The 16,489-nt window shown below is 73.9% G+C and carries 16 protein-coding genes; 9 read left to right on the top strand and 7 right to left on the bottom strand.

All coding sequences use genetic code 11. The features are described from left to right. Positions 1–40: 40 nt before the first annotated feature. Together RIU97_RS34790 and RIU97_RS34795 are read right to left on the bottom strand one after the other, a co-directional pair. Complete coding sequence (locus RIU97_RS34790; RefSeq protein ID WP_404961471.1) at positions 41–1,441, bottom strand: SWF or SNF family helicase; 1,401 nt, start codon at positions 1,439–1,441, stop codon at positions 41–43. Between the two features lie 3 nt (positions 1,442–1,444). Continuing rightward, positions 1,445–4,483, bottom strand: a complete 3,039-nt coding sequence (locus RIU97_RS34795; RefSeq protein ID WP_404961472.1) for a DEAD/DEAH box helicase — start codon at positions 4,481–4,483, stop codon at positions 1,445–1,447. Positions 4,484–4,665: 182 nt separating this feature from the next. On the opposite strand from RIU97_RS34795, the gene RIU97_RS34800 reads away from it, so the two are divergent. Next, on the top strand, positions 4,666–4,848 hold the full coding sequence (locus tag RIU97_RS34800) for a hypothetical protein (protein WP_319721643.1): 183 nt from the start codon (positions 4,666–4,668) through the stop codon (positions 4,846–4,848). Between the two features lie 205 nt (positions 4,849–5,053). Here the strand turns inward: RIU97_RS34800 and RIU97_RS34805 are convergent, their stop codons facing one another. Continuing rightward, complete coding sequence (locus tag RIU97_RS34805; protein ID WP_404961473.1) at positions 5,054–6,052, bottom strand: polyprenyl synthetase family protein; 999 nt, start codon at positions 6,050–6,052, stop codon at positions 5,054–5,056. A gap of 406 nt (positions 6,053–6,458) precedes the next feature. Beyond that, complete coding sequence (locus RIU97_RS34810; protein WP_404961474.1) at positions 6,459–7,238, bottom strand: hypothetical protein; 780 nt, start codon at positions 7,236–7,238, stop codon at positions 6,459–6,461. Between the two features lie 135 nt (positions 7,239–7,373). On the opposite strand from RIU97_RS34810, the gene RIU97_RS34815 reads away from it, so the two are divergent. Beyond that, positions 7,374–8,288 (top strand): oxygenase MpaB family protein, encoded by a 915-nt coding sequence (locus RIU97_RS34815; protein ID WP_404961475.1) that lies wholly within the window; start codon positions 7,374–7,376, stop codon positions 8,286–8,288. A gap of 51 nt (positions 8,289–8,339) precedes the next feature. Here the strand turns inward: RIU97_RS34815 and RIU97_RS34820 are convergent, their stop codons facing one another. Then, positions 8,340–8,939: a class I SAM-dependent methyltransferase gene (locus RIU97_RS34820; RefSeq protein WP_404961476.1), complete on the bottom strand. Its 600-nt coding sequence runs from the start codon at positions 8,937–8,939 to the stop codon at positions 8,340–8,342. Positions 8,940–9,115: 176 nt separating this feature from the next. Here RIU97_RS34820 and RIU97_RS34825 point away from each other — a divergent pair, with 176 nt between their 5' ends. The 5 genes from RIU97_RS34825 to RIU97_RS34845 all read left to right on the top strand — a co-directional run bounded on the left by RIU97_RS34825 (position 9,116) and on the right by RIU97_RS34845 (position 14,140). Beyond that, positions 9,116–9,898, top strand: coding sequence for an MHYT domain-containing protein (locus tag RIU97_RS34825; RefSeq protein WP_404963049.1), 783 nt, complete (start codon positions 9,116–9,118; stop codon positions 9,896–9,898). A 141-nt stretch (positions 9,899–10,039) separates the two neighbouring features. Continuing rightward, complete coding sequence (locus RIU97_RS34830; protein ID WP_404961477.1) at positions 10,040–12,616, top strand: nitrate- and nitrite sensing domain-containing protein; 2,577 nt, start codon at positions 10,040–10,042, stop codon at positions 12,614–12,616. Beyond that, entirely contained in the window at positions 12,616–13,059 is a 444-nt protein-coding gene (locus RIU97_RS34835; protein ID WP_404961478.1) for a roadblock/LC7 domain-containing protein, read from the top strand. The genes RIU97_RS34830 and RIU97_RS34835 overlap by 1 nt, the downstream gene beginning before the upstream one ends. A 17-nt stretch (positions 13,060–13,076) precedes the next feature. Then, the gene (locus RIU97_RS34840; protein ID WP_404961479.1) at positions 13,077–13,457 is read left to right on the top strand and encodes a DUF742 domain-containing protein; all 381 of its coding nucleotides are present in this window, start codon (positions 13,077–13,079) and stop codon (positions 13,455–13,457) included. After that, entirely contained in the window at positions 13,457–14,140 is a 684-nt protein-coding gene (locus RIU97_RS34845; RefSeq protein WP_404961480.1) for a GTP-binding protein, read from the top strand. Before RIU97_RS34840 ends, RIU97_RS34845 begins: the two co-directional genes overlap by 1 nt. Positions 14,141–14,167: 27 nt before the next feature. Here RIU97_RS34845 and RIU97_RS34850 read toward each other — a convergent pair whose 3' ends face one another. Next, positions 14,168–14,605, bottom strand: a complete 438-nt coding sequence (locus RIU97_RS34850; RefSeq protein ID WP_404961481.1) for a PPOX class F420-dependent oxidoreductase — start codon at positions 14,603–14,605, stop codon at positions 14,168–14,170. A gap of 106 nt (positions 14,606–14,711) precedes the next feature. Between RIU97_RS34850 and RIU97_RS34855 the strand changes: the two genes are divergently transcribed. Both RIU97_RS34855 and RIU97_RS34860 read left to right on the top strand, forming a co-directional pair. Continuing rightward, the gene (locus RIU97_RS34855; protein ID WP_030384197.1) at positions 14,712–15,110 is read left to right on the top strand and encodes a roadblock/LC7 domain-containing protein; all 399 of its coding nucleotides are present in this window, start codon (positions 14,712–14,714) and stop codon (positions 15,108–15,110) included. A 164-nt stretch (positions 15,111–15,274) separates the two neighbouring features. Beyond that, entirely contained in the window at positions 15,275–16,123 is an 849-nt protein-coding gene (locus RIU97_RS34860) for a DUF6397 family protein (RefSeq protein WP_404961482.1), read from the top strand. Here RIU97_RS34860 and RIU97_RS34865 read toward each other — a convergent pair. After that, the gene (locus tag RIU97_RS34865; protein ID WP_404961483.1) at positions 16,087–16,488 is read right to left on the bottom strand and encodes a YchJ family protein; all 402 of its coding nucleotides are present in this window, start codon (positions 16,486–16,488) and stop codon (positions 16,087–16,089) included. The two genes, RIU97_RS34860 and RIU97_RS34865, sit on opposite strands and share 37 nt — an antisense overlap. Position 16,489: the final 1 nt, after the last annotated feature.

Consider the following 16,489-nt stretch of genomic DNA (forward strand, 5'->3'; position numbering starts at 1 on the left):
CGGGCCCCCGGCAAGCCGTACCTCGGCCACTGCCTCCGCGCTACGTCGGCTGGTTCGCGCTGAAACCCTCACCCGGCGGGCCAGCCTCCAGTGCCGAGGCCGGGTCCGGTGCCGACGGGCCCGCCGGGATCCACCGGTCCCCCTCGCGGTGGTACGGCCACCAGCGTCCCTCCCGGCCCAGCCGGAGCTGGCGACCGGTGCCCGCCTCCGTCCAGCGGGCGCGGACCCGGCGGAGCACCGGAGCCCCCTCGTCCGCCCAGGCCGCGGCCAGGGCCGCCCGGGCGCGGGCCAGCGTTGTCCGGTCCGGCGTCCAGTCGTCCTCCAGCGCCGCCAGGCCAGGAGCCGCACCGAAGCCCCAGGCGCGTACGGCCAGTTCCATGTCCGCCCGGCTGCGTCCGGTAGCCGCGGCCAGGCGGGAGCGGACCCGGAAGTCATCGGCCTCGGCCGTGAGTCGTACGGCGTCTTCGGCAACCGTGAGCGGGGCCGGCGCGGTGCGGTCGGCGTGGCCCGGAGCCAGCGCCTGCGCCAGCAGCCGGAACGCCTCGGTCGCGGCCGCCTGCGCCAAGAACTCCACCGCGTCGACGTCGAGTTCCGGTTCCCCCTCGCCCTCGGTGTCCAGCGTCGGCGGCTGCCCCGGCGCGTCCGGCAGCCGCGGCGGCGGTGGCAGCGGAGGCAGCTGGCGCTGCGCCGCGTACGCCTGCTCCGCCGGGACACCCGCGTCGGCGGGCCGCACCCGCGGGGCCTGCGCGCCCGCCGTGCTGCGCTCCTCCAGTTCGCCGACCAGGTCGCGCTCGCCGCGCCCGCGCAGGAGCAGCAGCACGAAGGGGTCCTGGTCCAGAAGCCGGGCCACCTGGTAGCAGAGCGCGGCCGTGTGCGGGCAGTGGTCCCACTCGCCGCAGTCGCAGCGCGGGTCGAGGTCCCCGATGCCGGGCAGCAGTTCCACCCCGGCGGCCGCCGCGTCCTCGGCCAGTTCCGGCGGCACCTCCCGGTCCAGCAGCGCCGCGATGTACCCCGACTCCGCGGCCGCCAGATCCAGCAGCCGGTCCCATTCCGCTTCCGTGAACTCCTGCACCAGTACGTCCGTCCGGTGCGCCGTGCCGTCCCGGTCGCGCACCACCGCGGTGAGCCCGCCGGGGCGTACCGAGACCGCGCCCACCGCACCCGAGCGCGCGTACCGGCGGCCCTGTCTGACCTGCTCCCCGTCCAGCGCGCTGTCCTCCAGGGCGCGCAGCCAGGCGTGGCCCCACCAGGTGCGGGCGAAGGCGCGGCCGGGGGAGGGCGGCAGCGCCGGGAACGTCTTCTCGTACTGCCCGCGCTGCCCGCGCTGCCCGTACTGCCCGTACTGCCCGTACTGCCCGTACTGCCCGTGCTGCCCGTGCTGCCCGCGCTGCCCGCGCTTCGCATGCTTCTCGTGCTTGTGGTGTGGGTCGTGGGTGCTCATCGCTCACTCCCGGTGGTGCGCGCGGAGCGCCACGAGTTCGGCCAGTTCGGCATCGGTCAGTTCGGTCAGCGCGCCCTCGCCGCCCGCGAGGACGGAGTCGGCCAGCGCGCGTTTGCGTTCCAGGAGCCGGGCGATGCGGTCCTCTACGGTGCCTTCGGCGATGATCCGGTGGACTTGTACGGGCTGGGTCTGGCCGATGCGGTAGGCGCGGTCGGTGGCCTGTTCCTCGACGGCCGGGTTCCACCAGCGGTCGAAGTGGATGACGTGGCCGGCCCGGGTGAGGTTCAGCCCCGTGCCGGCCGCCTTCAGGGACAGCAGGAAGACGGGGACCTCGCCCGCCTGGAAACGGTCGACGAGCTCCTCCCGGCGCGGCACCGGAGTCCCCCCGTGCAGCAGCTGCGAGGCGATCCCGCGCCCGGCGAGGTGCTTCTCCAGGATCCTGGCCATCGCCACGTACTGGGTGAAGACGAGGGCCGAACCGCCCTCGGCCAGGATCGTGTCGAGGAGTTCGTCGAGGAGCTCCAGCTTGCCGGAGCGGGCGCCGCCGGCGGTTCCCCGGTCCCCGTGTTCCCCCGAGCCGTGCTCGCCCAGGAAGTGGGCCGGGTGGTTGCAGATCTGTTTGAGGGAGGTCAGCAGTTTGACCACCAGACCGCGCCGCTCCATCCCGTCCGCCTCCGAGATCGCGGCGAGGGTCTCGCGTACGACGGCCTCGTAGAGCGCGGTCTGTTCGCGGCTGAGGGCGACGGTGTGGTCGGTCTCGGTCTTGGGCGGCAGCTCGGGCGCGATGCCGGGGTCGGACTTCTTGCGGCGCAGCAGGAACGGCCGGACGAGCGCGGACAGCCGGGCCGCCGCCTGTGGGTCGCGGCCGCTCTCGACGGGTTCGGCGTAGCGGGAGCGGAAGGCGCCGAGGCGGCCGAGGAGCCCGGGCGTGGTCCAGTCGAGGACGGCCCACAGCTCGGAGAGGTTGTTCTCGACGGGGGTGCCGGTCAGGGCCACGCGAGCCCGCGCCGGGATGGTGCGCAGGGCCTTGGCGGTCGAGGAATGCGGGTTCTTGACGTGCTGGGCCTCGTCGGCCACGACCATGCCCCAGTCGGTGGCGGCGAGTTCGGGCGCGTCCAGGCGCATCGTGCCGTACGTGGTGAGCACGAAGCCCCCGGCGGAACCGGCGGAACCGGCGGAACCGGCGGAACCGGTGAGGCCCGCGAGGCTGCGGCCGGGACCGTGGAAGCGGCGTACGGGGGTGCCGGGCGCGAACCTCTCGATCTCCCGCTGCCAGTTGCCCAGCAGCGAGGCCGGGCACACCACGAGAGTGGGCCCGGCGGTGGCGTCGTCGTCCTGCCGGTTGCGGTGCAGGTGGAGTGCGATGAGGGTGACGGTCTTGCCGAGGCCCATGTCGTCGGCGAGGCAGGCGCCGAGGCCGAGCGAGGTCATTCGGGCCAGCCAGCGCAGGCCGCGCAGCTGGTAGTCGCGCAGGGTGGCCCGCAGCTCGGGCGGTGCGGCGAGGTCGTCGGGCGCCTGCGGATCGGCGGCCCGCGGGTCGGTAGCGAGCTGCGCACGCAGTCGCTCCATCGCACCGGTGGCCTCTACGTCGACCCGCTTGCCGCCGATCTCCGCCGACCCGGTGAGTACGGCGGCCAGCGCGTCCGCGGCCGCCACGTCGAGGTCCTCGCGGGCGCGGGCCCGGCGGGCCTCGGCCGGGTCGATCAGGACCCACTGGTCGCGCAGCCGGACCAGGGGCCGCTTCGCCTCGGCCAGGCGGTCGAGCTCGGCGCGGGTGAGGTCGTCCTGGCCGCCGAGGGCGTGGCGCCAGCTGAAGGAGAGCAGGGCGCCGGGGGAGAGCAGGCCGGAGGGGAGGCCGGGCCCCGCGGTGTCGGGGGAGCCCACGACGGCGCGGGTGCTCAGGCTGCGGGCGAGCCCGCGCGGCCAGTGCACCTGGACCCCGTCGGCGGCGAGCGCGGCGGCGGCTTCGCCGAGCAGCTCCGTGACCTCCTCGTCGGCCAGCTCGACGGAGTCCGGGACGGCCGCACCCAGCAGCGGGGCGAGCGGGGGCCACAGCCGGGCGGCGCGGCGCAGGGCGCGGAGGGCGTCCAGCCGGGCGCCGGGTGGGAAGGCGGCCGCGGCGGCTCCGGAACCGGCCCAGACGTCGGCGGCATCGGCGACCAGGGCGGAGTCGCCCAGGCTGTGCATCTGGAGGACGGCGCGGAAGGAGGGAGCGTCGGCGGCGGGGGCCATGCCCGGGGCTTCGTCGGGGGCTCGGTCGTGGTTGTGGCCGGGGCCTTGGCCAGACGTTCGGCCGCTGCCCTGGTCGAGGGGCCGGTCGAGCTCGATCCGCAGGGAGATCCGTACTCCGGCGTCGTGGCCGGCGGCCACCTCTGCGGCCCAGTCGCGCAGCTCGGGGTGGAGCCGCGGCGGCCGGGCGGCGAAGGCGGGGCCGCCGGCGGCCTCGGCCGCGGCGGGGGAGCGGGGCAGGGTGTCGGCGACGGCGTCGAGGAAGGCGCGCAGCAGCGGCTCCGGGGTGGGCAGGCGGGGCGGCCCGTCCGCGTCCAGTGGGAGGCAGTGGGCGCCGGGCGGCATGGCGGCGGCCAGTTCCCGGACCTCGTCGAGGTCGGCGGCCTCCAGCGAGCCGATCCGCCAGGCGTCGTGGCCGGCGGGGCTCAGCCCGGGCAGGAGCCGTCCGTGCGCGGCGAACCGCAGGGCCAGCAGTGCGGCGGCGCCCCAGAACGCCGCGCCGGAGGGGCCGGTGTCGCCGGAGCCGCCACTGTCGGCCTCGGCCTCGGCTGCCGCCGCGGCGGCACGGGCGCGGGTGAGCAGGGGCAGGGCCTCGGCCACGGGCAGCACGAGCGCGGTCACGGGGGTCCGGCGCAGGTCGGAGGTGACGACGGTGACTTCTTCGACGCTGCCGGCGCCGGACTCGGCACTGGCGCGGGCGGCGTCGAGGAACTCCCCGTCCACCGGCCAGAGGGCGATCCGGCCGGTGCGGGCCGGCTCGCCGGGGAGGAAGACGGCGGAGCGGTGGAGGAGGCCGGAGTTCTCGGAGCGCACGCATTCCTCAAAGTTGACTACCGGGGGCAGGGCGGCCGAGAGTACCCCACCGCGGCGGCCCGGCGGCGGGGGCGGGGCCGCGAACCGGCCGACTTCGAAGACCGTTCGTGCGTCGGGGAACGCGCGGTCGCGGCGGCACGTTGAGGGGAGTAGTGGTCGACCCCAGGAGGAGGTGTCCGCAGATGTCCACGAGCGGAAAAGTCGCGGTTGCCGGAGTCGTGGCAGCCATCGTGTTGTTCTGGACGGTGGGGTTCTGGGCCGGGCTGCTGGTCCTGATCGGTGTGCCGGCTGCGGCCTACTTCCTGCTGGACTCCTCCCAGCGGCGTCGGGTGCGGGGCATATCCAGGAAGCAGATCGGCCGCTGACGACGTCAGCGGCCCGGGCACACCCGGCACGGACGTAACCGGCCCGGGCACACCCGGCACGGACGTAACCGGCCCGGGTGGCGGCCCAGGCCGTACGGTCCTGCCCGGTCACCTGGCGGAGAGGCCGGGCTCCGGATGCGGTGCGGAGCCCGGCAGGTGCGGCCGCGGGGCGGGCGTTTCGGGGCGGCCCGCCCTGGCGGCTGGATCAGGCGGCGTCGCTCGCGGCGGCCGGCGCGAGGTCCGCTTCGAGCAGCATCTGCGACGCGTGGTCCACGAGGTGCCGGAGCACCTGCAAGTAGGTCTCGTCGCCGCCCAGTTCGTCCAGGATGCGGTACGCCTCGACGCGGAAACCGTCGATCTCCGCCTTGTAGCGGTCGAGCGCGGTGGGTGTCCGCAGGAGGCTGGCGAGTTCCGCCCTGGCCGGAATCGAGCGTCCGGCGGCGGTGCACAGCCCCAGCATGTGCTCGCGGGAAGCGGGAGAGGCGTCCTCGATCACGGAGGCGAGGAGATACGTCACCGTGCCGTTGAGCAGGTCCTCGTCCCGACCGGAGAGGATGTCTTCCTGGTCGTTGAAAATCTGCCACAGGATGCCGAAGACGTAGCCGAATTCACGCCACAGCTCCACCTTCTCGGTGGTCGTTCCCGAAAAGATCGCGGCCATTGCCGTGATCATTCCGAAAGGCGCGCCAGATTTGCCGCGATACGTCTCGATCACCGATTTCCGCGAGGCGCTGCAGATGTCCCCGCGCATGTCGTCGATCTGTCCGTCGACACCAATGATCCACCCGTGCAGGAGTTCCGTTACCAGCGCGCTGCGAGCCGCTTCCGGAAGCTCCTGCGACAGGATGATCTGAATAGGCAGCGCGTTACCGGTGATGACGGAGGCGAGCAGAGCCTCGTTGTCGGTGAGCTCGCCGGAGATGGACGCGCCGTCGGCGTCGGCCAGGTCGTCGAGGTAGCAGGCCGAGGTCCACCACAGCAGGTGCACGGCGGACAGCGGAACGGCCGGCCCGGGATTTCCCGTCTCTATGGCGTGCGTGAGCAGAGGCAGCACCGAGAGGGGATGTCTCAGTTTCCTTTGCTCCAAGAGCTTGGCCACTGTGTTCCGTGTGGTGCCCGCAAGCGGACCGAGCCGCTCCAGAGCGGTTTCGATCTCCGCATCGATGTCCTGCGAGACTTCCCGGTGCAGGTCCAGGTATGACATGGAATTCAAGAGCGGCCTCCGTCGTGGAATGGGCTGAAGGGGTGAGGTCCACACCCTTTGAGCCGCGTGACTGGCCGATTCGATCATTCCGGAGGAAGGGGATCCAGAGCGATTTTTAGCCCGCCTGGCCGGTTCTTTTCGATCATGGGTTGTTGCTGCTGGTCGCGCCGGCTCGCCCGACGCCGGCGAACTGCTCGGTAAGGGCCGTGGATCAAGGCCGCCACCCCTCCGGCCGCCGCGGTTCACGCCGTGGCCCGAACTCGCCCACGTACGCGTTGAGCCGGAGGTCGGGAGTGCGATCGGGGCCGTCCGGTCCCACCACGTGGACGTCCGGGCCGCGCCAGGCCGGGCGGGCCGGGTCGACCGCGTCCCGCCGGGCTGACCGCGTCCCGCCGGACTGACCGCGTCATGCCGGGCGGACCGCGACCCGGTCGAGCGCCGTCAGCAGCTCCGGCAGGCCGGGATCCCCCTCCTCGGGGACCGCGAGCACCTCGCTCGGCTCCTCGTCCAGCAGGACGAAGGCCGCATCACCGGTCCGCCCCACCAGCGACCAGCCCGGCCCGTCCACCCGCAGGGTCCGCGCCCCCTCGCCGGCGAACGAGGACCGCACCCGGCCGGGCGGCGGCGGGGTCCGCGTGTACGCCAGGGCCTCTTCCAGCGCCCGTGCGAGCCCGGGGTGCGCGGCGGCGGCCGCCCCGCCGTCCGTGGCCACGCGTTCGCGCCAGTCCGACCACTCCCGCGCGATCTGGTCCGCGCCCATCCGTCGCTGCACCGGTCCCCAGGCCTCCGCGGAGGGCGGCGCCAGCGGAACCCGCCCCGTGCCGTCCGCGCCCTGCTCCGGATCGTGCGGCTCGGGGATCCCGGCCGCCGCCACCGACAGCTCCAGCGGCCAGCCCGCCAGCGAGACCACGATCGACCGCTCGTCGGGGGACAGGTCGTACTCCATCCCGCAGTCCCAGGACGCGATGGCCGTGGCCACGAGCGAGACGTCGTCCACGACGACCGTCCAGCGCGCGCCCTCCTCGTCCTGGCCGAGGACCAGCCCGTATCCGTCCCCATTGGGCGCCACGCCGAGCAGGGAGCAGGCCTCGGGGAAGTCGTCGCCCAGGATGCTGGGGAACTGCGCGGGCGTCAGCAGTACGGCGGTCAGCACATACAGGGAGCCGCCACCCTCGTCGTCGGACACCTGGCCTCCTGGTAGCTCTTTCGTCGGCGCACCTTAACCAGCGGGTAACCCGTGCGTCGAGAGCTGGCGGGCGACGATTTCCAAGGCTGCTACCTGCACGTAGAGTTGGGAACCCGCCACAGAAAGGGACACCCGGTGCAGCGTTACGACCGGCTGAGGGAAATCCTCCGTCTCGACCCCGACAAGGACTTCCTCGCCATCTACCGGCTCACCGCCACCTACGAGTTCCCCTGGGACTTCACCCGGGCCCTGGAACTCGCCCTCTTCCGGACATATGCCGTGCCCAGTATCGGCGGTCTGCTGGCCGAGACCGCCGAGTTCACCGACCGGAGCCAGAAGCGCTACGACGACACGGCGCTGCTCCTCGACGCGGTCGTCGAGCACGGCTTCGAGAGCGACATCGCGCGCACCGCGATCCGCCGCGTCAACCAGATGCACCGCAGCTACGACATCTCCAACGGGGACATGCGCTACGTCCTCTGCACCTTCGTGGTGATCCCGGCGCGCTGGCTCGACGCCTACGGCTGGCGCCCGCTGACCCACCACGAGCGCCGGGCCTGCGCGAACTACTACGCCACCCTCGGCCGCCACATGGGCATCACGGACATCCCGGACTCCTACGAGGCGTTCGAGGACACCCTGAACGCCTACGAGGAGGCCCACTTCGGCTGGGACGAGGGCGGCCGCAAGGTCGCCGACTCCACGCTCGACCTGATGGCCTCCTGGTACCCGACGCCGCTCGCCCCCGCCGTGCGCCGCGCGAGCCTCGCCCTCCTCGACGAGCCGCTGCTCGGAGCCTTCCGGTACGAGGCCCCGCGCCCCCGGGTCCGGCGGCTGGTCCGTGGCGCCCTGCGGCTGCGCGGCCGCGCGGTCCGGCTGCTGCCCCCGCGCCGGGACCCGCACTACGCCCGCCAGAACCCGGAGATCAAGGGCTACCCCGACGGCTACGACGTGGGCGAGCTCGGCACGTTCCCGGTGCCCGGCTCGGGCGGCTGCCCCGTTCCGCATCCCCGCCGGCCCGCCGGAGCGGAGGCACAGCCTCCGGCGTGATCCCGGGGGCGTCCGCGGATCCCGGGCGCGGTGCCGACGTACGAACGCATGTCACGGATGGCGTACGGCCAGCACGAGGAAGCGGGCGTCCTCGTCGGCGTACGAGATCATCTTCCAGCCCGAACCCGACAGCAGCGGGCCGAGGTTGTGCTCGGCCCGCATGTCCCCGGAAGTCAGCTCGCGGCCGTGGCGCGCGGCGAGGGCAGCTCGCCCGATCGGGTGAAAGAGTGCGAGCCGGCCGCCGGGGCGGACCACCCGGGCGAGCTCGCGCAGATTCGCCCCCGGGTCCGGCAGGTGGGCGATGAGCCCGGCGGCGAACACCGCGTCCAGCACCCCGTCGCCCAGCGGCAGCCGGGCCACGTCGGCGAGCAGCAGGGCGCCCTCGGCGCCCCGCCCGGCCCGCTGTGCGGCGGCCAGCATCTGCGGGGTGAGGTCGACGCCGAGCACCGTTCCGGCGGGTCCCACGGCGGCCCGCAGCGCGGTCAGGGCGCGGCCGGTGCCGCAGCCCGCGTCGAGCACGAGGTCCCCGCGCCGCAGCCCGAACTCGGCCACGGCGGTGGCGAAGGCGGGCCCGTCGCCGGGGAACTTGCGGTCCCAGTCGGCGGCGCGCGGCCCGAAGAACTCCTGCACGTGTGTGTGGTCTTCGCTCATGCGCCCATGATCCCGCACCGGCGACGCCCGTGTGCCTGCGGACCGTGCGCAAGGTGGCACGTGGTGTGATCGAAGATGAACGTAGCTCTGTCATATTCCAGCAGTTCCAGCGTCTTTCGAAATGCGCCCCCAGTTCGCGCTCTCACCCGGACTAGCGTCCGTTGGCCATGGGACACCTGGGACATCTGGACCACGCCGCCTACGGGTGGCTGACACCCGCGCTGTCATACGTGATGGCGTCGATCGGCGCTGCCCTCGGGCTGCGCTGCACCGTCCGCGCGCTCGCCGCGACGGGCGCCTCCCGCCGCAACTGGCTCCTCACCGCGGCCTCCGCCATCGGCACCGGCATCTGGACGATGCACTTCGTCGCGATGCTCGGCTTCGAGGTCAACGGCACCGAGATCCACTACAACGTGCCCCTCACCATCCTCAGCCTGCTCGTCGCCATGCTGGTCGTCGGCGCCGGGGTCTTCGCCGTCGGTTACGGCAAGGACCGCGGCCGGTCGCTCGTCCTGGGCGGCCTCACCACCGGGCTGGGCGTCGCCAGCATGCACTACCTGGGCATGGCGGCCCTGCGCCTGCACGGAGAGGTCTCCTACGACCCGCTCACCGTGGGCCTCTCCGTCGCCATCGCCGTGGTCGCGGCCACCGCGGCCCTGTGGGCCGCGCTCAACATCAAGTCGCCGGTGGCCGTCGCCGTCGCCTCGCTCGTCATGGGCGCCGCGGTCAGCAGCATGCACTACACCGGGATGATGGCCGTCGCGGTCAGCGTCAGCCCCTCGGACGCGGCCCTGCCCGGCGCCACGGCCATGCAGTTCATCTTCCCGCTCGCCGTCGGCCTGGGCTCCTACCTGTTCATCACCGCGGCCTTCGTCGCACTCTCCCCGACGGCCGACGAGCGGGCCGCTTCCGCTTCGGCCGCCCAGCACCTCGGGGAGCACTCCGTGACCGCGCACTGAGCCGGCCCCCTGCACTCTCCCGTCCGGAGCCGCCGCCCCCGACCCACCGCAGCGGCCCCGACCCACCGCCGGTCCGCCGGCCCGCACCGAAACCCCGCCCCCGCCACCGCACCCGTAGGCACCGCCCGGAACGAGGAGCCCATGCGAACACCCCGCAGAAAACCGGAAGCAGCGGCGCCGCGGCTGCCCGCGCCCCCGGCACGCGGCCGCCGGGCCCACGCCGGACCGCCGGCCGAGGAAACGGCGGAACACCAGGTCCACCAGCCCCTGCCGGGCACTCAAGCCGCCCCGCGCGAACGCGGACCCCGCCTGCGCCTGCGCCCCGCCACCGTCCGCGCGAAGATCGTCTCGCTGCTGATGGTCCCGGTCGTCTCGCTCCTCGCCCTCTGGGCCTTCGCCACCGTCACCACCGCCCAGGACGTCGCCCGCCTCAGCCGCATCCACCAGGCCGACGCCGAGATACGCACCCCCGTCGCCGCCGCCGTCACCGAACTCCAGGCCGAGCGGCGGGCCGCCGTCCGCCTCCTCGCCGACCCCGCCGCCGACCCCGGCACCCTGGACCAGCAGGCCCGCCGCACCGACAGCGCCGTCCGGAGGCTGCGGCTCGGCGACCGCCACACCGTCGCCGACTCCGGCGACTACCGCTCCGACATCGTGGTCCGCCTCGGCACGTTCGTCGCCGCCGCCGAGGCCCTGGGATCGGCCCGCAAGGACATCACCGACCGCCGCGCCACCCCCGAGGCGGCCTACGAGATCTACACCCGCGTGGTCGACTCAGCCCTCGCCGTCGGCGGCGCCCTGACCGGCGGCGAGGACGCCGAACTCGGCCCCGATGCCCGCGTCCTGCTCGAGTTCGCCCGCGCCGGGGAGCTCCTGTCGCGCGAGGACGCCCTGCTCGCCGTACCGGGCCCGCGCAGCGCCGAAACGCTTCGGCAGCTGACCGGCGCCATCGAGGCGCGCCGTGCGCTCACCGACTCCGCGGCCCGCGACCTCCCCGCCGCCCAGCAGGCCGCCTGGCAGTCCGTCGCCAAGAGCGCCGCCTACGCCGAGCTCACCGGCGCCGAGGACCGGGCGCTGGCCGTAGGCACCTCCAAGGACAGCCGCGGAGCCCCCGCCGGCTGGGAGGCCGCCCACACCGGCATCGGCGCCTCGATGCTGGAGATCGAGGAGGCCGCGCACGCCGCGGCCACCGACCGGGCCGACCCGCTCGCCGAAGGGGCGCTGAGCCCGGCCGGCGCCGCCGTACTGCTGGGCCTGGCGGCCGTCGCCGCCTCGCTCGTCATCTCCGTACGGATCGGACGCGCGCTGGTCGTCGAGCTGGTCTCGCTGCGCAACACGGCCCTGGAGATCGCCCACCGCAAACTCCCGCAGGCGATGGAACGGCTGCGCGCCGGCGAGGACATCGACGTCACCGCCGAGACCCCGCCCGGACCGCCCGCCGACGACGAGATCACCCAGGTCGGCGAGGCGCTCGGCACCGTCCACCGGGCCGCGCTCAGCGCCGCCGTCGAACGGGCGGAACTCGCCAGCGGCATCTCCGGCGTCTTCGTCAACCTCGCCCGCCGCAGCCAGGTCCTCGTGCACAAGCAGCTCACCCTGCTCGACTCGATGGAGCGGCGCGCCGACGACCCGAACGAGCTCGGCGACCTCTTCCGTCTCGACCACCTCACCACCCGGATGCGACGGCACGCGGAAAGCCTGATCATCCTGTCGGGCGCGGCCCCGGGCCGGGCCTGGCGGATGCCGGTCCCCCTCACCAACGTCGTACGGGCCGCGGTCTCCGAGATCGAGGAGTACCCGCGCATCGAGGTCCGCCAGCTCGCCGAGGCCGCCGTCGTCGGCGGCGCCGTCGCCGACCTCACCCACCTGCTCGCCGAACTCATCGAGAACGCCGCACAGTTCTCCCCGCCCCACACCAAGGTCCGGGTCAGCGGCGAACCCGTCGGCGCCGGCTACGTCCTGGAGGTCGAGGACCGCGGGCTCGGCATGGGCCGCGAAACCCTCGGCGACGCCAACCGGCGCATCGAGCAGTCCGAGGCGCTCGACCTCTTCGACAGCGACCGGCTCGGGCTCTTCGTGGTCAGCCGCCTCGCGGCCCGCCACGGAGTGAAGGTGCACCTGCGCACGTCGCCGTACGGCGGCACCACCGCGGTGGTGCTCCTGCCGAACTCCATGCTCCAAGGCGCCCTCACGGTCGGCGCCCCCGCCACCGCCACCGCCCCCGCCCCGGGCCCCGGGCGCCCGGCCGCGGCACCGCCACCGGAGGCGGTGGCGCAGGCGGAGCCGCCGCACACCATGACCGTCGTACGGGAGGACGCGCGCGGCTCGGCGGTACGGGAGGACCCGCGCGGCATCCCGGCGCCGGGGCCTGCCCCGGCTCAGGTTCCGGATGGGACCCCAGCACCCGAGGCGCAGCGCCCGGCCCCGGTGGCGCCGCTGCGGCCGCGCGTCCCCGGCGGCGCGGTCGCCCGTACCCAGGCGGCGTCGGCCCCCTCGGCATCGGTGACGGAACTGCCGCGCCGGGTGCGCCAGGCCAGCCTCGTCCCGCAGCTCCGGGAGGCCCCGGCCCCCACGGCCCCCGCCGGTGCCCGCGTCCCCGAGGACCCGCCGGGCCGCAGCCCGGAACAGGCCCGGGACCGGATGGCGGCCTACCGGGCCGGCTGGGTCCGCGGCGCCCAGGAGAACTCCCCCCACGCAGGCAGCGAAGGAGAACTGTGATGATCGAACACCAGAGGATCGACCTCGACGGCGTCCGCAGGTCGGGCGAACTGGACTGGCTGCTGGACGACATGGTGCGCCGGGTCCGAGAGGTCCGGCACGCCGTGGTCCTCTCCAACGACGGGCTGGCGGTCGGCGCCTCCAGCGCGCTCAGCCGGGAGGACGCCGAGCACCTGGCGGCGGTGGCCTCCGGCTTCCACAGCCTGGCCAAGGGCGCGGGCCGGCACTTCCACGCCGGAGGCGTGCGCCAGACGATGGTTGAGATGGACGACGGCTTCCTCTTCGTCGCAGCCGCCGGAGACGGCTCCTGTCTCGCCGTGCTCAGCGCCGCCAGCGCCGACATCGGCCTGATCGCCTACGAGATGGCCCGCCTGGTGAAGCGGGTCGGCGAGCACCTCTACACGCCGCCCCGGTTCGCGGCGCGGCCGCCGGCCGCCGGCTGAGGGCGGCGGTCCGGCACATGAACGGCCAGTGGTACGACGCCGACGCGGGCCCGCTCGTCCGTCCGTACGCCATGACCGGCGGGCGTACGAAGCCGGGACCCCACGGGGTGCGCTTCGACCTGATCGCGCTGGTCGTGGTGGACCCGGAGGGCGCAAACGAGGCGGCCGAGTCGCTGCTCGGCCCCGAACACCGGGCGCTGCTCGGACTCTGCCGGTCCGAGACCCAGTCGGTGGCGGAACTCGCCGCCGACGCCGACCTGCCGGTGGGCGTGGTGCGGGTCCTGCTCGGGGACCTGCTGGAGGGCGGGCACGTCAAGGTCAGCCGGCCGGTACCGCCCGCACAGCTGCCGGACGAGCGGATTCTGCGGGAAGTCATCGAGGGATTGCGAGCGCTTTGATGGGACAGCATGACAACGCACCTGCCGGCCCGGGCCCGGACGCCGATGCGGACGTGGACGCGGATCTGGATCCCGGCCCCGAGGAGGACGCCGAACTCGCCTCGCTCGCACTGAAGATCCTGGTGGCGGGCGGCTTCGGGGTCGGCAAGACCACGCTGGTGGGAGCGGTGAGCGAGATCCGTCCGCTGCGGACGGAGGAGTTGCTGAGCGAGGCGGGCGAACTGGTCGACGACACGGGCGGCGTGGACCAGAAGACGACGACGACCGTGGCGATGGACTTCGGGCGGATCACCATCCGGTCCGGGCTGGCCCTGTACCTGTTCGGCACCCCGGGGCAGGACCGGTTCTGGTTCCTGTGGGACGAGTTGTCGCAGGGTGCGCTCGGCGCGGTGGTGCTCGCCGACACGCGGCGGCTGGAGGACTGCTTCCCGGCGGTGGACTACTTCGAGCACCGGCGCATCCCCTTCGTGGTGGCCGTCAACTGCTTCACGGACGCGCGGCGGTACGGGGCGCACGACGTGTCGCGGGCGCTGGACCTGGACCAGGGGACGCCGGTGGTGCTGTGTGACGCGCGGGACAAGGACTCGGGGAAGGAAGTGCTGATCAGGCTGGTCGAGTACGCCGGGCGGGTGCACACCGCCCGGCTGCTGGACTCGGTCGAGCCGCAGGCCGATTCCGTGTGAACCGGCCTGCGGCCGCGCCCGGATCGGTCAGTCCGCGATCGCGGCGAGGGCGATCACCTTGTCGATCGGGACCCGGACGAGGAGTTCGCTCGGGACGGCATTGCGACGGCCGAAGGACTCCGCGCGCTCCTCGCCCATGTAGCGGGCGCCGATCCGGGTCGCCCAGGTGAGCAATTCGTCCGCGTCGTGGGCGTATCCGCTGATCTCGGCGCGGCCCTGGAGCACGACGTACGAGAACGGCGGCCGGTCGTCGTCCACGCAGAGCGCGGCCCGGCCGTCGCGGGCCAGGTTGCGGCCCTTGACGGTGTCCTTGCCGGTGTTGAACACGAAGGAATCGCCGTCGAGTACGAACCAGACGGGAGCGATGTGCGGGCTGCCGTCCTCCCGGACGGTGGACAGCTTTCCGGTGCGGGTGGAGTGGGAGACGAATGCCCGCCATTCCTCTTGAGTCATCTTCTTCGCCATGGGGGCATCCTCCTTGCCCGAAAGGCGCTGGTGGGGAAGGCTTGCGGCACGAGTACGCGGGGTGGGGCGCGGCCGGGGAGGCCGTATCAACGGGGAGGGGCTGGGAATGGCACTGGACAAGCAACTGGACTGGCTGCTGGACGACCTGACGCGCAGGGTCCAGCAGGTGCGGCATGCGGTGGTGCTGTCCAACGACGGCCTGGTGACGGGGGCGAGCGCGGGACTGGCGCGGGAGGACGCCGAGCACCTGGCGGCCGTCGCGGCCGGTCTGCAGAGCCTGGCGAAGGGGTCCGGGCGGCACTTCAGGGCCGGCGAGGTCCGGCAGACGATGGTCGAGTACGACGAGGGGGTCCTCTTCGTCATGGCGGCGGGCGCGGGCAGCAGCCTGTGCGTGCTGAGCGCGGCCGAGGCGGACATCGGCCAGGTCGCGTACGAGATGACGCTGCTGGTCAACCGGGTGGGCGAGCACCTGGGCGTCGCGGAGCGGCGCATCACCGGCGGCTGACTGGAGACTTGAGTCCGCCGACGGAGCCCGCGGCTGAGCCCGGTGGCCGACTCCGGTGGGGCGGGGGCCGCTTCCGGAGAGTTGTCCACAGGCCGCGCAGGATGTCCTTGCACTGAGTTACGGTCTTCACACAGAGTAATCACTGCTCGTGGGGGAGGACCGTGATGATGCAGATGGGGACCGTGCTGCGGGACGCCGAGATGACCGAGCGCGCGGAGAAGACCGCAGCGGTCGAAGACGGCGGCGGCGTGGATGTGCTGGTGGGCGGCGTGCAGGCCGCCGGGGAACTGGGGCTGAGCCGCAGCGAGTTCGCCAGGGCCGTCCAACTGGGGATCGTGCGGGCGGGGCGCCCGGCGACGGGCGGCGCCGCGCGCTACCCACGGGCGGAGCTGGACCGGGCCAGGACGGCCGCGGGCGGACCGGACGCGCTGCGCGAGCGGGTCGAGGCCGTGGCCGGAGCGGGGGCCGCGGCCGAGGTGCTGGGAGTCGGCCCGAGCCGCTTCACCCGCCTCGCGCGCTGTGGGCACCTCACTCCCGTCGGCTACCGGATCAACCGGTACCGGGCCGTGGTGTGGCTCTATCTGGCCGCAGAACTGCGCACGTTCGCGGCGCAGGAGCCCGGGATGCTGAGCGGGGTCGCACCCCCGGCCGACCGGGAGCTTATGGCGGCCGGGGCGGATCTGCGCCCGCGCCGGTGGCGCGGGCGGCACGTCGGGCTGCTGCTGAGACGGACCGCCGACCCCTGGGAGCGCGCCGCCGTACTGGCCTCCGTGCTCCCGGAGGCCGAGCTGCGGGAGGCCGTGCCCGACCCGGCGGAGCGGATCGTCCTGGCCGCGCTCGCACCATCCCCGCCGTACGGGCATCCGCAGGTCCCGGCGTCCGCGGCGGTGGCGCTGCGGCTGTTGGAGGCCGGGCCGCCGGAAGAGATCCACTGGTACCGCACCAGCCTGGACTTCGCCCTGACGGGCGCGCGGGATCAGTCGAAGTCGACGGGGGAGAGGGGGCCGACGTAGACCCAGGCCCCGGCCTCGCGGGAGAAGCTGCTGTGCTCGTGCAGCGAGCCGGTGTGCCGGCCCTCACGGTAGTGGGCGCGGAACTCCACCGAGCCCTCCGTCTCGAACATCCCGCCGCGCTCGGTGGCGAGGATCTCCAGCCGCTCCCAGCGCTGCCCGGGGTCCAGGTCGAGATGAGCGGGACGGGTCGAGGGATGCCAGGAGCGCAGCAGGTAGGCGGTGTCGCCGACGGCGAAGGCGCTGAAGCGGGAACGCATCAGCCGCTCGGCGGTGGGCGCCTGCTGGGCACCGGAGTGGAAGCGGCCGCAGCACTCCGGGTACGCGGCGGGCAGCCCGCAGGGGCAGGGGAGGGCGGAGGCGGCCATG

Origin of the sequence: Streptomyces sp. 147326 (assembly GCF_045000215.1) — a bacterium.
Classification (GTDB): Bacteria; Actinomycetota; Actinomycetes; order Streptomycetales; family Streptomycetaceae; genus Streptomyces.

What these genes read in the sequence shown, in the direction of transcription:
- RIU97_RS34790 (WP_404961471.1), bottom strand. Translation starts at nt 1,441, where the DNA reads ATGAGCACCCACGACCCACACCACAAGCACGAGAAGCATGCGAAGCGC.
- RIU97_RS34860 (WP_404961482.1), top strand. Translation starts at nt 15,275, where the DNA reads ATGATGCAGATGGGGACCGTGCTGCGGGACGCCGAGATGACCGAGCGC.
- RIU97_RS34830 (WP_404961477.1), top strand. Translation starts at nt 10,040, where the DNA reads ATGCGAACACCCCGCAGAAAACCGGAAGCAGCGGCGCCGCGGCTGCCC.
- RIU97_RS34805 (WP_404961473.1), bottom strand. Translation starts at nt 6,052, where the DNA reads ATGTCATACCTGGACCTGCACCGGGAAGTCTCGCAGGACATCGATGCG.
- RIU97_RS34845 (WP_404961480.1), top strand. Translation starts at nt 13,457, where the DNA reads ATGGGACAGCATGACAACGCACCTGCCGGCCCGGGCCCGGACGCCGAT.
- RIU97_RS34855 (WP_030384197.1), top strand. Translation starts at nt 14,712, where the DNA reads ATGGCACTGGACAAGCAACTGGACTGGCTGCTGGACGACCTGACGCGC.
- RIU97_RS34820 (WP_404961476.1), bottom strand. Translation starts at nt 8,939, where the DNA reads ATGAGCGAAGACCACACACACGTGCAGGAGTTCTTCGGGCCGCGCGCC.
- RIU97_RS34840 (WP_404961479.1), top strand. Translation starts at nt 13,077, where the DNA reads ATGAACGGCCAGTGGTACGACGCCGACGCGGGCCCGCTCGTCCGTCCG.
- RIU97_RS34865 (WP_404961483.1), bottom strand. Translation starts at nt 16,488, where the DNA reads ATGGCCGCCTCCGCCCTCCCCTGCCCCTGCGGGCTGCCCGCCGCGTAC.
- RIU97_RS34850 (WP_404961481.1), bottom strand. Translation starts at nt 14,605, where the DNA reads ATGGCGAAGAAGATGACTCAAGAGGAATGGCGGGCATTCGTCTCCCAC.
- RIU97_RS34800 (WP_319721643.1), top strand. Translation starts at nt 4,666, where the DNA reads ATGTCCACGAGCGGAAAAGTCGCGGTTGCCGGAGTCGTGGCAGCCATC.
- RIU97_RS34835 (WP_404961478.1), top strand. Translation starts at nt 12,616, where the DNA reads ATGATCGAACACCAGAGGATCGACCTCGACGGCGTCCGCAGGTCGGGC.